This window comes from Oceanibaculum nanhaiense (assembly GCF_002148795.1).
GTDB lineage: Bacteria > Pseudomonadota > Alphaproteobacteria > Oceanibaculales > Oceanibaculaceae > Oceanibaculum > Oceanibaculum nanhaiense.
Genome location: NZ_MPOB01000002.1, coordinates 24997 through 39730, shown reverse-complemented (window position 1 = coordinate 39730; position 14734 = coordinate 24997). Strand labels below are relative to the sequence as shown.

General features: G+C 66.2%; 12 protein-coding genes. 3 read left to right on the top strand and 9 right to left on the bottom strand.

Features of this window, described 5'->3' with window-relative positions; genetic code table 11:
* Nucleotides 1–14 precede the first annotated feature (14 nt).
* The 8 genes from BKM74_RS03275 to BKM74_RS03240 all read right to left on the bottom strand — a co-directional run bounded on the left by BKM74_RS03275 (nucleotide 15) and on the right by BKM74_RS03240 (nucleotide 9715).
* Nucleotides 15–1283, bottom strand: coding sequence for a hydroxymethylglutaryl-CoA synthase family protein (locus BKM74_RS03275; protein WP_086464297.1), 1269 nt, complete (start codon nucleotides 1281–1283; stop codon nucleotides 15–17).
* Nucleotides 1280–2533 carry a cytochrome P450 gene (locus tag BKM74_RS03270; RefSeq protein WP_086464296.1) on the bottom strand — a complete coding sequence of 418 codons (1254 nt, stop codon included), beginning with the start codon at nucleotides 2531–2533 and terminating at the stop codon, nucleotides 1280–1282. Before BKM74_RS03270 ends, BKM74_RS03275 begins: the two co-directional genes overlap by 4 nt.
* A 2-nt stretch (nucleotides 2534–2535) precedes the next feature.
* Complete coding sequence (locus tag BKM74_RS03265) at nucleotides 2536–3363, bottom strand: FkbM family methyltransferase (RefSeq protein ID WP_245825813.1); 828 nt, start codon at nucleotides 3361–3363, stop codon at nucleotides 2536–2538.
* An 85-nt stretch (nucleotides 3364–3448) separates the two neighbouring features.
* On the bottom strand, nucleotides 3449–5971 hold the full coding sequence (locus BKM74_RS03260; RefSeq protein ID WP_176342377.1) for an ABC transporter permease: 2523 nt from the start codon (nucleotides 5969–5971) through the stop codon (nucleotides 3449–3451).
* A gap of 121 nt (nucleotides 5972–6092) precedes the next feature.
* Nucleotides 6093–6497: a DUF1622 domain-containing protein gene (locus BKM74_RS03255; RefSeq protein ID WP_086464293.1), complete on the bottom strand. Its 405-nt coding sequence runs from the start codon at nucleotides 6495–6497 to the stop codon at nucleotides 6093–6095.
* A 34-nt stretch (nucleotides 6498–6531) separates the two neighbouring features.
* Nucleotides 6532–7842, bottom strand: a complete 1311-nt coding sequence (locus BKM74_RS03250; RefSeq protein ID WP_140056008.1) for a methyl-accepting chemotaxis protein — start codon at nucleotides 7840–7842, stop codon at nucleotides 6532–6534.
* A complete protein-coding gene (locus BKM74_RS03245; protein WP_086464291.1) occupies nucleotides 7817–8341 on the bottom strand; it encodes a PAS domain-containing protein in 525 nt (174 codons plus the stop codon). Before BKM74_RS03245 ends, BKM74_RS03250 begins: the two co-directional genes overlap by 26 nt.
* 261 nt (nucleotides 8342–8602) lie before the next feature.
* A complete protein-coding gene (locus BKM74_RS03240; RefSeq protein ID WP_140056007.1) occupies nucleotides 8603–9715 on the bottom strand; it encodes a helix-turn-helix transcriptional regulator in 1113 nt (370 codons plus the stop codon).
* Nucleotides 9716–10024: 309 nt separating this feature from the next.
* On the opposite strand from BKM74_RS03240, the gene BKM74_RS18670 reads away from it, so the two are divergent.
* Both BKM74_RS18670 and BKM74_RS03235 read left to right on the top strand, forming a co-directional pair.
* Entirely contained in the window at nucleotides 10025–10171 is a 147-nt protein-coding gene (locus BKM74_RS18670; RefSeq protein WP_176342376.1) for a hypothetical protein, read from the top strand.
* Between the two features lie 79 nt (nucleotides 10172–10250).
* On the top strand, nucleotides 10251–11762 hold the full coding sequence (locus BKM74_RS03235) for a sensor histidine kinase (RefSeq protein ID WP_086464289.1): 1512 nt from the start codon (nucleotides 10251–10253) through the stop codon (nucleotides 11760–11762).
* A gap of 10 nt (nucleotides 11763–11772) precedes the next feature.
* Here BKM74_RS03235 and BKM74_RS03230 read toward each other — a convergent pair whose 3' ends face one another.
* Nucleotides 11773–14043 carry a PAS-domain containing protein gene (locus BKM74_RS03230; protein ID WP_176342375.1) on the bottom strand — a complete coding sequence of 757 codons (2271 nt, stop codon included), beginning with the start codon at nucleotides 14041–14043 and terminating at the stop codon, nucleotides 11773–11775.
* Nucleotides 14044–14198: 155 nt separating this feature from the next.
* Between BKM74_RS03230 and BKM74_RS03225 the strand changes: the two genes are divergently transcribed.
* Nucleotides 14199–14723: a rhodanese family protein gene (locus BKM74_RS03225; protein ID WP_086464287.1), complete on the top strand. Its 525-nt coding sequence runs from the start codon at nucleotides 14199–14201 to the stop codon at nucleotides 14721–14723.
* The last annotated feature ends 11 nt before the right edge of the window (nucleotides 14724–14734 follow it).

Below are 14734 nucleotides of genomic sequence, written 5' to 3'. Positions count from 1 at the left end.
CTGGCCCTTCCGTCCTAAATCCAGTCGTAGAGCCGGTGATAGCCCTCGATGGCGCGCAGGACAAGCCGCTGGCTGCCTGACGCACGGTTCTCATAGGCCTGCCAGGCGCCCGGCACGATGTCGCGGTCCGGCACCGCGTCGCGCATGCCGAAGCGCAGCGCGGCATTGCCGCGCAGCAGCCGCTCATATTCCTCGATGGACAGGCGGTGGCGGGAATCCATCGCCGCATCGATGCCCATCGCGCGAATCCGGTTCTGGCCCTCAGCCGTGGCCACCCCGCTGTAGAATTCCGAGCAGCAGCCGGAGCCGTAGGAGAAGAAGCCGATGCGCTGCGGATTGCTGAAATCGCCAGTCGCCAGCGTGCCGGCCAGCCCGAGGAAGACCGAGGCGCCCGCCGTATTGCCGACGCGCTGGCCATAGGCCAGGCTGCCCGCCATGCGGCGCTGGAAATCCGCCTCGATCTCCGGCGGTGGGGTCTTGTAGAGCTTGCGCATCAGATGTCGGTGCGCGCCCTTCACCATGCCGCCGAACGGGGTGTGAAAGCACAGATAGCCGAAGGTTTCGCGGAAATCCGCGCCCTCTACCCGGCGGGCGTAATCCTTGTAGGCCTTCTCGCAGCAATCGAGATAGGCCATCAGCGACAGATCGGCGTCGCCGGCCTCGGTATCCGGGCCGGGGCGGCAGGTATCCATCACCTCGAAGCCGTGATTGCCATAGGCGCCGGGATCGATGGCCAGCAGATGCGGCGTGTCGCTGACCAGCAGCGCCACCGCGCCGGAGCCGGAGCTGGGCTCGGAATAGGCCCATTCCTGGATTGCCGATTCATCGGCCAGCGCGAAGCGCGAGATGTCGGTCGCCACCACCAGCGCCTTGGCGCCGGGCGAAGTCTGCGACAGCACGAAATTCACCGCCATCTGCAGCCCGGCGGTGCCGGAGTAGCAGGCCTGCTTGATCTCGAACAGGCGGCAATTGCCCGGCAGCCCCAGATAATGATGGATATAGGTGCTCATCGACTTGCCGAAATCGATGCCCGATTCGGTGCAGGCCACCACCATCTCGATGCAGTCCCGCTCCGCCGGGTCCAGACGGTCGAGCAGCGGCTTCGCTGCATTGACGGCATAGCTGACGGGGTCCTCATAGGGCAGCGCCACCGTCTTCTCGCGCATCAGCAGATTCTCGAAGCGCGGCATGTCCAGCCCGCGATGCACGCACAGCTCGCGCACATCCAGGCTGGCGGCACCGGCATAGACATTCAGCGCCTCGATCCCGACTGTTCCGCTCACGCTGCGTCTCCAAGTGTTACGGGCCCGAGTTTTACAGGCAGGGTGGCGAGGCCGCGCGCGTTCAGCCGGTCGAGCCGCCATTCCGGCTCGCCCGCCAGTTCCATATGCGGGTAGCGGTCCAGCAGGCTGGTGAAGGCGATGCGGCCTTCCAGCCGGGCCAGCGGCGCGCCGATGCAGACATGCGCGCCACCGCCGAAGGTCAGATGCGCGTTCGGCCGCCGCCCGACATCGAACTCGTCCGGCTGCTCGAACCGGCGCGGGTCGCGGTTGGTCGCGCCGATCAGCCCGATCACTGGCGCACCGGCGGGAATCACGGTCTCGCCCACCGGATAATCGTCGATGGCGACGCGCAGGATCATGTTGCCGCCCGGCTCGCAGCGCATGAATTCCTCCAGCGCCGGGCGAATCAGCGCCGGATCGGCACGCAGCCGCGCCATCTGGTCCGGGTGGCGCAGCAGCAGCAAGAGGCCGTTGCCGACCAGCGTCACCGTCGTCTCATGCCCGGCCACCAGCATGGAGACGAGGTTGGTCAGCATCTCCTCCTCATCGGTGGTGCCGCTGTCATGCGCGCGGATCGCCATATCCATCAGGCTATCGCCGGGCCGCTTGCGCCGTTCGGCGATATGGCTGCGCAGGAAATCCTTGAATTCGGTCAGCGCGTCCAGCGCCTCCTGCTTCTGCTCCGGCGTCATCAAGATGTCGCCGATGCGGATCAGCGAGGCGCTCCAGCGCGCGATGGTCTGGTCCAGGCTCTGCGGCATGTCGAACAGGTTGCACAGCACGCGCAGCGGCATCGGCCCGGCGAAGCCGTCGATCATGTTCACCGTGCCGCTGCGTGGGAGCGCGTCGAGCAGCCGGACGGCCTCCGCCTCGATAATCGCTTCCAGCGCCACCATCGCCTGGGCGCGGAAGGCCGGCTCGTACACGCCGCGCATGCGGCCGTGGTCGGGCGGGTTGGCGTTGATCATCTGCGGCTGGAAATCGCCGAACAGCCGGTAGCCGACCGGATCGTTCTCGCGATAGGCCTCGTCGTACCAGCCGCCGCGCCACAGGCGGGTGTCGCGCCCCATCTCCGGCGCCTTCAGGATGCGCGAGAATTCCTCGTGGCCGAGCACGAAATAGATGCCGCTCGCCGCATCGAAATGCACCGGCCCCTGCTCGCGGATCCGGTGCAATGCCGGATAGGGGTTTTCCAGGAAATCGCGGCTGGTCAACAGCCCCCACCAGTCGATGGCGCCGGTCTCCTCCATGCTCACCGCTTTCCCCCAGTCAGGCCTCTGGTCGCATAGATATGGAACACCGGGGCGCCACCCTCAGACAGCGGATGGCCGCCGATGCTGGTGCGGTAGCCGCGCCGCTGCAGATCAGCCTCGATGATCTCGGTCTCTTCGCGGCCGAGATGCACCTCGACCAGCAGCTGGCGGATTTTCGGCCAGTCGGAGTCGGCGATGCCGGCCAGCACCTCCTTCTCCGCCCCTTCGGTGTCGATCTTCAACAGATCGATGGTCTCCAGCCCGCGACTGGCCAACTGGTTGGACAGCGTGTCGATCTCGGCGGTCACGCTCTCGCGGCGGAACAGCGTATCCAGGAAATCGGCTTCTTCCATCCGTTCCGTGGTGCCGATGCGCTCGACGATCTCGCGCACCGCCTCGGAGGCGCCACTGCCGGCAAGGACCTCCCTCAGCCCGGCTGACAGCTTCTCGCCAACCGCGCGGTTCGCCGTGGACAGGGCGGAGATGCCGGGGAAATAGTCGAATTCCAGCGTGCCCGGCGCCCGGCCCAGCCCCAGCGAGATTGCCTCGGCCGGCGGCGTCAGCGCGGCGGCATTGCCGGCCAGCGCGGCGAAGGCGGCCGGCATCGGCTCATAGGCGAAGATGCGGCCTTGCGCGCAATGATCACGCAGATAGATCGCGAACAGCCCGATATTCGCCCCGACATCGAAATAGATGCCATCTGCCGGCAGATCGATGCCATGCGCGGCGAAATCCTCGGAGAAGATTTCATGGACCGAGAAATCCACCTCATACGGGTTCACGCACAGGATGGTGCGCCCGTCTGGAAGGGCTGTCTTTGTCGTCACACTCAAAGGATGTCTCCCGCCGAAAATTCCCCGGAACGCTATCATGCGGAGACGCCGCGGCAAGGGAAACCTATATGCGGTTTGCCTAACCCTGCCGCAGCATCAGCGCGGGCGGACGGGCGAGCGCGCGGTTCAGGGCAGCCAGCCCGGCCAGCGCCATGACCGCGACCGCCCCGGCGAGCCAGACCAGCGCGCTGCCCAGCGCCGGCCGGAAGTCGAGCCAGCCGCCGATAGCCGCCCAGGCGGCGAGATTGCCGAGCAGCAGCGCCGCAAGCCCGGCGGCCGCCGCGATCAGCCCGTATTCCAGCAGGGTGGCCGCCGCAAGCTGCCGGCGCGTCGCCCCCAGCATCTTCAGCAGCACCGCCTCGCGCGCCCGCCGGCGCTGCCCGGCCAGCACGGCGCCCGCCAGCACCAGCAGGGCGGCAAACCCGCTGGCCGCCGCGAGGGCCGTCATCACCTGCCCGCCGCGCGCCGCCACCCCCGCCAGGAAACCGATGACCTCCGCGACTTCAATCGTCGGCGATTCGGGGAAGGCGTCGGCGAGTGCCGCCCGCACTGTCTCCAGCGCCGCCGCATCCCGCAGCCAGAGCGCGGCGATCTCGCGGTGCGGCGGCGGATCGGCGGGCGGCGACAGCAGGATCGGAAAATCGAGATCGAGCCCCGCCCAGTCCACCCGGCGCAGATTGGCGATCCGCCCTTCCAGCGGTTCGCCCAGCACATTCAGCGTCAGAAGGTCGCCGACCGTGACGCCCAGCTTTTCCGCCACCCGCGCATCCACCGACAGCAGCGGCGGACCTTTATAATCCGCCGGCCACCAGTCACCGGCCACGAGGCCGCCCGCTGGCGGATCGGCCCGCCAGGACAGCCCGCGGTCGCCCCGGACGACGAAGCCGATTTCCGCCGGGATGCGCAAATCGGCGACCGGCACGCCCTCGACACGGTCGAGCCGTCCATGCAGGAAGGGTGCGCGGGACCAGCGGGCCAGCGCGGGCTGCGCCGCCATCAGCGTCTCGAAGCGTGCGGCCTCCTCCGGCGGCAGGTTCAGCAGGATCAGGTCGGGCGCCGTCGCCGGCAAATTATCGCGCAGATGTACCGCCGCATTGTCCCGCACCGACGTCACCGCCACCAGCAGCGTCAGGCAGAGGCCCAGCGCCAGCACCAGCGGCGCTGTCGGCGCGCCGGGACGGTGCAGATTGGCGAGCGCCAACCGCAGCAGCGGGCGGCGGGTGCGGCCTCCAACCCATCGCACGGCCCATCCGGCGCCCCACATGACGGCCCGCCCGAGGAGCAGAAATCCCAGCACCGCCAGTGCCGCCCCGGCGGCGAACAGGGCGGCCACCACCGGCAGCGGCGCCGACCAGACCAGCAGCAACAGGAGCAGCACCGCCAGCAGCACCAGTCCGGCGAGCGTCCGCCAGCCGGGACGCTGCCGCTCGCCCACCAGCAGGTCGCGGAACAGCTCTTGCGGCGATAGAAGCGCGGCCCGCGCCAGCGGCCAGAGGGCAAAGATCAGGCTCGCCAGCAGCCCGAAGCCGGCGGCGCTCGCCAGCGGTGTCAGCCGGATCGCCGGATCGAGCGGCAGCCAGCCGGCGAGCAAGGGTGTTGCCGCGCGCGTGGCGGCGATGCCGAGCGCCAGCCCGAGGGCGATGCCGCACAGCGATGCCGCCATGATCTGCACGAGGTAGAGCCGCCGGATGGTGGCGGTCGTGGCGCCCAGACCTTTCAGGATGGCGATGGTGTCGCGCTTGCGATCGAGATAGGCGGCAACCGCACCGCCCACACCGACGCCGCCGATCAGCACCATGCCAAGCGAGAGCAGGATCAGCAGGGAGGTGACGAAACCCATGCTGCGCTCCACACCGGGCACGCCGTCCGCGGCATCGACGATGCGGTAACCGGCCTCCGGGAAGCGCTGTTCGAAACCCCGGATCCAGTCGCTGGCCGTCAGCCCGTCCCGCAGCCGCAGACGACTGTACCAGTAGGTCTGGGTGCCGGGCGCCACCAGCGCGCTGCCCGCGATGGCAGGCAAGGCGACGATCACCCGTGGCCCCAGCGTGAAGCCGCGCAGCGCACGGTCCGGCTCGGCGCGGATCAGCGCCCGCATTTCGAATGCCTGCCCGCCGATCAGAATGCGGTCGCCCAGCGCGAGGCCCAGCGCTTCCAGCAATTCCTCGGCCACGGCGGCACCCCAGATGCCGTCGCGTGCCGCCAGCGCCCCACCTAACGTCCGGGCCAGCGGCATGTCGGATTCCAGCTCGACATCGCCATAGAGCGGATAGGCGGCATCGACCGCCTTCATCTCGACCAGCGTGCTGCCGCCCCCGGCCCCGCCATGCGCCAGCGGCCGCAGCTCGGCGGTCAGGCTCGCAGTCCCGGCCTCGGCGAACAGCGCCAGATGCTCCGGTGGCGGCGGGCGGTGATAGAGCCGCAGCGAGACATCGCCGCCGATACCGGCGCGCGCGCCGGCCTGCACGCCGTCCAGCACCATGCGCGACAACAGGCCGGTCGCCGCCATCGCCGCCGTTCCCAGCGCGACGCAGAGGATCAGCAGCCAGAAGCCGCCCATCGCGCCGCGCAGATCGCGCAAGGCCAACCGCAGGATCGTCACGCCGCCTGTTCCTCCCTCTGGCCCATGCTTTTCCGGCCCTCTCCTCGGGCTGGGTGCGAAAGCCATAGGATATAGCCGGTTTTCCGGTCCGGCCGGAAGGATTGTCGGCGCAGCGTCGGCGTCAGCTTTTGGTCTTGTCAGGGGGCTTGGCCGGTTCCGCGCCGTTATCGATGCCGCTCAGCACGCGGTGGGCCTCCTCGATCTCGCGGGTCAGCAGGTAGCTGAGCACGATGCGGATGGCGACGATGGCGCCCAGAATCCCGACCTTGGTCCAGTCCGGATCGGCCACGGTGCCCAGGATGTCGGCGCCGATGAACACGTCCAGCGCCAGCAGCAGATGCAGCCCCAGCCGTTCGCGGATGCGTTGCGTGCCATAGGTCATGCCATCGCCGCCACGCATCAGCTTCAGCCTGAGGAAGCGTACCAGCGCCTCGGCCACGCCCCAGGTGACGATCAGCGCGCCGACAGCGTTGATCGCCTGCTGCGCCAGCAGGATCAACCGGTGCAGGATCTCGAAATCCACCATCGCCCCAAGCTCCTGCTGTCAGGCATCACCCCCGTCAGGCTGCGCGGGCGGCACCCAGATAACGATCCACCTCGGCGCGCAGCACTTCCGCCTGGCGCGACAGCTCGCCAGCCGCCGACTGCACGTCGCGCGCCGCGTGCTCCGTCTCGCCGGCCGATTCCAGCACCAGCGTGGTGCTGCGTGCGACCTCCGCCGTGCCGGCCGATGCCTCCTGCACATTCTTGGAGATTTCCGAGGTCGCCGCCGCCTGCTCCTCGACCGACAGGTTCACCGATGCGGAAATCCGGCTGACATCCTCGATCGCGCTGACGATATCCCCGATTGCGTGGACCGCCTTGCCGGTCGCCGCGCGGATGCCCTCGACCTGATCCTGGATGCGGGCCGTCGCCTCGCCGGTCTGGTTGGCCAGGCTCTTCACCTCCGACGCGACGACGGAGAAGCCCTTGCCCGCCTCGCCAGCGCGCGCCGCCTCGATGGTCGCGTTCAGCGCCAGCAGGTTGGTCTGCTCGGCAATCTCGCGGATCAGGGTGATAACGCTGCCAATCTCCTCGGCCGCCTGGCTCAGCGTCGCGACCTGGTCGTTCGCCAGTTTCGCCTTGCCATTTGCCGCCTCGATGGTGCGCAGGGAATCGCCGACCTGCCGGGTGATCTCGCCGATGGAAGCCGACAGCTCCTCCGACGCCGAGGCGACCGCCCCGACATTGGCCGAGGCCTGTTCGGTCGCAGCGGCCACCGCCGTGGTCTGGGTCATGGTGCTGTTGGCCAGCCCGGTCAGGCTGGAAGAGGTTGCCTGCAGCTGCGTCGCCGCCGAGGCCACCACCTCGACCACGCTGCCGACCTGGCTCTCGAAACCGTCGGTCAGGCTGGCGAAATGCGCCACCTTGGCGCCCATGCTCTCCGTAGCATCATTGATCCGGTTGGCGCTGACGAGGAAGTGCCCGCCAAAGCCCTGCGGCTGGATCTTGCGGAAGAACCGGCCCTTGGCGACATAGTCCATGGCGGCCCCTGCCTCGCGCACGAAGGCATCGGTCACATCGACCAGATGATTGACCGCGCGCAGCAGGGCCAGCATCTCGCCGCCCTCGTCGAGGTGCGTCAGCCGCTGCTCGAAATCGCCGTCAGCCACGGCGGCGCAGACTTCCTGCGTGCGCACGATCCAGCGCCGGGCCTTCGCCAGGAACAGCATCGCCGCCAGCGCGCACAGCACCGACACGGCAGCGGCGGCGCTGGCATAGAGTCCAGCCCCGGCAAAGGACAGCCAAGGCAGCAGGGCAGCGACCAGGGCGGCCAGGGCCGCCAGCAGGGCGGCGCTCCCGGCCTTAGAGAGAGAGGACGAATTCGTCATAGCCGAGCCCCTTTTCCTGCAGAATGGCATTCAGGCGATCATAGGCGGTTTTCAGCCCGTCCTTGCGGCTGTCAGGCTTCTCTTCGATGACGCGCAGTTCCTTGTACAGCGGCTCGATGACCGCAAGCGCAGACGCCTTGGGGAAACGGCGGTTGGAGTGATATCCCAGAATCCGCCCCTTATCGTCCAGGCTGGGTGTCACATGCGCCAGCACCCAGTAATGGCCGCCGTTCTTGGTGCGGTTCTTCACATAGGCGAAGATTTCCTGGCCGGCCTGGATCTTGTCCCAAAGCAGCTTGAACACGCTGCGCGGCATTTCGGGGTGCCGGATGAAGCTGTGCGGCTGGCCCAGCGTCTCCGATTCGCTGTAGCCGGAAACCTTCACGAATATGTCATTGCAATAGGTGATGCGCCCTTTCGGGTCGGTCTTGGAGACGATGATCTCGTTCTCGCCGAAATCGACCTGCGCCCCTGTTGGCCGCACCGATTGTCTCGCCATTCTCATCCTCTCTCCGGCTTTTCAGCCAGTATTTTGCTGCCGCTTAGCCCTCGGATGTATCGTTTGACAATTGTCATTTCAAGGACCGTAGGAAAAGGCCGCGCCGCGCGGCAGCGCCGCAAGCTTGCGATATCGCGGCAGGCGCGGGGCCATCGCCCAGAATTTAAGGAAAAATAGAGTAAAGATTTATTAACCATCCCGCCACACATACCACCTGTGCAAGGACCGCCCAGGCGGAACGGGGGCCGCGCGGGTGGACGTTCAGCGCAGGAAGATGTCGTGGGATAGTGTCTGATAGACGAGACGCGCAAGCTCAGTCGATTTGTTGATGCCGAGCTTGTCGTAGAGACGCTGCAGAATCGTCCGCACCGTACTGACCTTGGTGTGCCTCAACTGGGCAATTTCCTCATGCGACAAGCCCCGGGCGACACCCAGCGCCACCACGGCTTCCGCATCGGTAAGCCCGAGCCGGGCAACCAGCAATTCCTTGTCGCCCGCACCGGCGGCGGCCGCCTCGAGAATCTGCAGCACAATGCAGTTCTGCATCTGCGTCACGGCCAATCCAGAGGGGCGGGTCAGGATCAGCGACAGCGGGCTTCCGCCAGCCGAATTTCCGCCAAGCTGAAGGAAGACCGGGACCTCACGCCCCGCATCCAGGGCGGTTAGGGCGGTGCGCAGTTCGGCATTGTCCCTGGTCTCGGCGAGCACCAGCCGGCCGCGCAGGAGCTGAAAGCGCGGGTCCGACTGCGCGACCCGCCGCGCGGCCTCGTTCGAGGCCAGGATCGATGCGGCGGCGTCGAGGATGAAGATCGGCTCCTTCAGCCGGTCGAACGCCAGGGTCTCGAGCTGTGACTGCTCGCCTGAGGCGATGGTGTTCTGGTGCAACCGGATGACGGTCCGCAAAAGCTGCTGCATCGCCCCCAGGGTCGCTTTCTCCTGATCGTCGAACGCGCGCTGCCCTTCCGCCCGCATGATGCTCAGACGCACACGCGGGAAACCCGGCAGCTTGCCGTCATCCACCACGGAGACCAGGCAGCGGCCGATTTCATACGGCTTCAGGTAATCATTGTAGAATTCACTGCGCCGCAAATCCTGCGCCCGCACCATCTCATCCGTGTCGATCAGGCTCCCCTTCGGCGGCAGGCCGTCACGGGTCACGGCCTGGGCCCAGACATCGAAATTGCCGTAATAGGCGGCATATTCGCTGAGCGCCTCCTGCGGCATCCCGGTGGCGGCCCAGATCGCCCGCGGATCGGACGGCGCGATATGCGGCGTGTAGAGGCTGACCGCCCGCGCCTCGATCAGCCGCGTGATATCCGACAGAACAGACTGGAAGTCCGGCAAAAATCGCCCGGACCTGGCTTCCGCTGACATTTTTATCCCCGTTCACGTTCCGGCACGTCTGCGCATGCTCTTTTCGTAGAACCCCGCATCCATTGCGCAGGCGGAACATTCTTAATGGAGACGGAATCAGATATCCATAAATTTTATGTGGTCATTATTTCTGACCATCCCCTCAGGATTTATAGTCAAAAACCTCTGTTTTCCTTGACATACATCATCACATTTCATGATTTTTATCAAGGGACTATTCATGTAATTTCGGCTTTCATTTTAAATAAATAAGCATATTTCCGCTTATCTTAGCTTTCCCTGATTCCCCGTCCCCCAAAGGAGCAGAACATGAAAACCGCCCCGGTGACGCTCAAGGAAAGCGATCGCGCGCACCGCTGCTTCCTGCGGATCGATTCCACGATCGGCGAAAAAACTGGGGCATTGTGGGCCGATGACAAGATGACGGGTTTCTTCGCCGGGATACGCGCCAATTGATCCAGCGCAACGCCGCGCCAGCGCCGCCGGGCGACAAAGGCTGGGGTTTATCTGCCCATAGGTCGCCAAAGACACCGCTATGAAGCAGTTCAAATCGGATATCGCCGTCGAGATCCTGCATCATCTGGCGGAAGCGGTGATCGGCATCGACAAACACCACCGCATCCGGTTCTTCAACCGGTCGGCCGAGACGGTGTTCGGCTTCACGCGAGAAGAAGCCATCGGCCAGCCACTCGACATGCTGCTCCCCGATTCCTTACGCGACCGTCATGGCAAGGCAATCGATGCCTTCATCCGCTCCGGCGATCCGTCGCGCTACATGAATGACCGCGCGCTCATTACCGGGCGGCGGCGCAACGGCATCCTGTTCCACGCCGAAGCTTCAATCCTGCGGACCAGTCTCGCCGGCACGCCGCTGATGGTGGCCGTCCTGCGCGACGTCACCGAGCGGATCGAGGCCGACCGCAAGCTGCGCCTGGCCGAGGCGCGGCAGCGGGCGATCCTCGCGGCCTCGCCCGACGCCATCCTGCTGGTCGATGCCGATAGCGGCACCATCACCGACGCCAACCAGGCGGCCGGCAGCCTGCTGGGCTGCGCCCCCGGCGATCTGGTCGGCCTGCATCAGGGCGCGCTCTACCCGGCGGCCGAACGGGAGCGGGTGCTCGATGCCCTCGCCCAATGCCCCGACAATGAAGCGCTGGTGCTGCACGACACGCAGATCCGCCGGCGCGACGGCAGCCTTTCGCCGGTGGAGATCGCCGCCAGCCGGGCGATCATGGGCAATCAGCCGGCCTGGATCTGCTTTTACCGCGACATCACGCATCACAAGGAACGCGAGAGCGCGCATCAGCGCGCCCGCACCGAGGCCGATGCCGCCAACCGCGCGAAAAGCGCCTTCCTCGCCCATATCAGCCATGAGCTGCGCACGCCGCTCAATGCCATCATCGGTTTCTCCGACATGCTGCGCACCCGGCTTTTCGGACCACTGGGCAATAGCCGCTACGAGGAATATGCGACCTATATCAACGATGCCGGCCAGCATCTGCTGACCCTCATCAACGATGTGCTGGAACTGAGCCGCCTGGACAACAACAACCTCGCCCTCAGCACACAGCAGACCCTGTTGTCCGATCTGGTCACCTTCTGCGCCAGGGCCTTCGACAACGGTGCCGAGAGCGGGCGCGTCCAGGTCCAGATCGGTTTCGACGCGACACTGGACATCGACCCGCGGCTGATGCGCCAGGTGCTGCTCAACCTGCTGTCCAACGCGCTGAAATATTCCGAGGCCGGGTCACCGGTGGTGATCGACGCCATCCGCACGCCGGGCGGCGATCTCGGCATCCGGGTGAGCGATCGTGGGATCGGCATCCCGGCCAGCAAGCTGGACAGCGTCATGCAGCCCTTCGTGCAGCTGAACGATTATGGCATCGTTGGCCAGGGGCTCGGGCTGGGGCTGTCGCTCGCCGGGCGGTTCATGGATCTGCATGGCGGCCGGCTGGAGATAGAGAGCGTCGAGGGCGAGGGGACGATTGTCACAGCCTGGCTGCCGGCCGCACGCCTCCTGCCGCCGGCCGACGATGCCAGCGACTAGAGCCTTCCCGTCACGGCGCCAGCCTTGACGCACCGCCGCCGTCCGGCTGTACCCGGTCGTGCGGAAACCGGATGCGTACCGTGGTGCCGACACCCGGCGCGCTGTCAATCATGGCGGTCGCACCGAACGCCTCGGCGAAGCGGCGTACCAGCGCCAGCCCCAGCCCCAGCCCCGCGCCTTCATGCTTGCGCACCATGCCCATCTTCAGCTGCACGAACGGCTCGAAGGCCAGTTCCGTCTCCTCTTTCGTCATGCCGATGCCCTGATCGGCGACCGTCAGCGCCAGACCGTCGGCAACATCCTCCAGCCCGACGGTGACATCCTTGCCGCGCGGCGAGAACTTGATCGCGTTGCCGATCAGGTTGATGAGGATCTGCCGGATTCTCCGCTCGTCGGCCAGCAGCACGGGGGCTTCCGTCGGAATGGCGTTGACCAGCCGGACCTCGGCCCTGTCCGCCGCCGGCCGCAGCATGGTGCAGCATTCCTCGGCGATACGGTGCAGGTCGATATAATCCTGCTCGAAGGCGAGCTTGCCGGATTCGACGCGTGCGAGGTCGAGAATATCCTGGATGATCGACAGCAGATGCTCGCCGCTCAGCCTTATGTCGCCCGCATAGCTGCGATAGCGCCCTGACAATTCGCCGAACATCGCCTGTTCCATCATCTGCGAAAAGCCGATGATGGCGTTCAGCGGCGTGCGCAGCTCGTGGCTCATATTGGCCAGGAAGTCGGATTTGGCGGTGTTCGCCAGCTCCGCCTCCTCCTTCGCGCGCACCAGCCCGGTCTCCAGCGCGCGTTGCTGCGTGACGTCCAGGAAGGACACGATGAAACCGCCGGAGGGCAGCCTGATGCTGCGCAGCATCAGGATTGTGCCGTTTGGCCGCTGGTGCTGGTAAGCGGTGGTACCAGCGCGGAACCAGTCCAGCCGTTCCCGCACCTTGACCTCCACATCCTGCTGCGGGCCATATTCGCCGCGCTCGGTCAGATAACGCAGAATATCCTGCGCCCCGGTGCCGACACGGCACAGCGCCTCGGGCAATTCCATCATCTGCTGGAACGGGTCATTACAGAAACGCAGGCGCGCCTCGGCGTCGAACACCGCCAGCCCCTGCGGCAGGTTCAGCAGCACGGTTTCCAGCAATTCGCGCTGTTCATCGATCTCGCGCCGGATCGCCACCTCGCGGGTGACGTCGCGGCCGGTGCCGCGATAGCCCCGGAACCGCCCCTGACGGTCGAACACCGGCACGCCGCTGATGCGCAGACGGATGCCCCTTTCCCGGTCCGACCCGGGGTCCGGCACCTTGAATATGTATTCGAGATCGCGGTACGAACGGCGGTGCTGGATGGCCGCCACATAGTCCTCCCGGAACTGTGCGTTCTCCGCGCCCACGCCGCACATTTCCCCGCGCGGCCGTCCGATGAAGCTGGAGAGCGGCAGGCCGGTCACCGCCAGCAGCCGTTCCGAGCAATAGACGAAACGGTCATCGCGGTCGGTCTCCCAGACCCAGTCGGCGGACATGTCAGCAATGTCGCGGAACCGGGCCTCGCGCTCCAGCCCCTCAGCCTCCAGACCGGCAAGACGCCGCTGCAGCCGCTTGCCATAGACCAGCGCCATCAGGACCAGCAGCCCGCCCAGCCCGACCAGCCCCAGGACGAACCAGTGCCTGACCGACCGGCCCAGCGCGTTCACCTGTTCGGCGAAGCGATCCTGCACCTCGGTCATCCGCGCATCGAGGCCCAGCAGCCGCGCCGTGAAGACGGCGTTGCGCTCGCGGTTCCACGGCCCCTGTCGGATCGCCTCACGCATGTCGGCGGCCACCTTCTCGATCTCCAGCAGCAGCCCATCCGCCTTGCTCCAGCTCTCTACGCTGGGGCGCAGCAATGCAGTGTCGCTGAACATATGGAAGATCCAGGCCATACCCGGCACGTCGCCGGGATGGTTCAGACCGGCGATCAGATTCGGATAGCTGGCCCGTACCGGCTGTTGCGGATCGTCGAGGGAAAGTCGCCCCGCGCGGTCGGCCAGTGGCACCGCGATGGCCCTGCGATAGGCCTCGAAATCCGCCTCGTCCCGGCTGTCGCCATACCGCAGGAGCGCCAGCACCGCGCTCTTCTGATAACGGGAATAATAATTGGCGCCAGCAGTGTAGGAGCGCGCGACATCGACAAACCAGATGCCGGCCAGTCCGAAGGAAATGGTGGCCAACAGCGTGATGACGAATATGCCCGCCAATCCCGTCATCGCGATCGTGGTGACGGTGCGGTTCTTTCCGCCGGGCATATCCGCAGCTTCTTGCCGGTCCAGCAGAGGCTGTCTCCCTAACGTGGAAGTTCTTTTATTTTTTAGACTACTCCCCTGTGCAATTTCGACAACAGCTGTTGCAGGCGACCAAAGAAACACCATATCTTCAAATAGTCACAGATATAGGATTCGCCATGCTCACCCCCATCGCCCCCGACGCCCTCCAGCAGCGCCTTGCCAGCGGCGGCATGCTGCTGATCGACATCCGCGAGCCGGATGAATATGCCCGCGAGCATATCATCGGCGCACGCCTGATCCCGCTGAACGCCATCGATACCGAGGATCTGACGGTCGAACATGGCCGGGCCGTCTGCTTCACCTGCCGCAGCGGCAACCGTACCGCTATCGCCGCGGCACGGCTGCTGGCGAAGGGCTTCCCTGAATCCTATGCGCTGGAAGGCGGCCTCGACGGCTGGAAGAAGGCCGGCCTACCGGTGCATTTCAACCCGCGCGCGCCGCTCGACCTGATGCGCCAAGTGCAGATCGCCGCCGGCTCCCTGGCGCTGGCCGGCGCCGTGCTGGCGGCCACCGTCTCGCCCTGGTTCATCCTGCTCAGCGGTTTCGTCGGGGCGGGCCTCGTCTTCGCCGGCCTGACCGGTTTCTGCGGCATGGCCCGGCTGTTGAAACGCATGCCCTGGAACCGTGCCAGCCTCGCCTGAAACCGCTATCC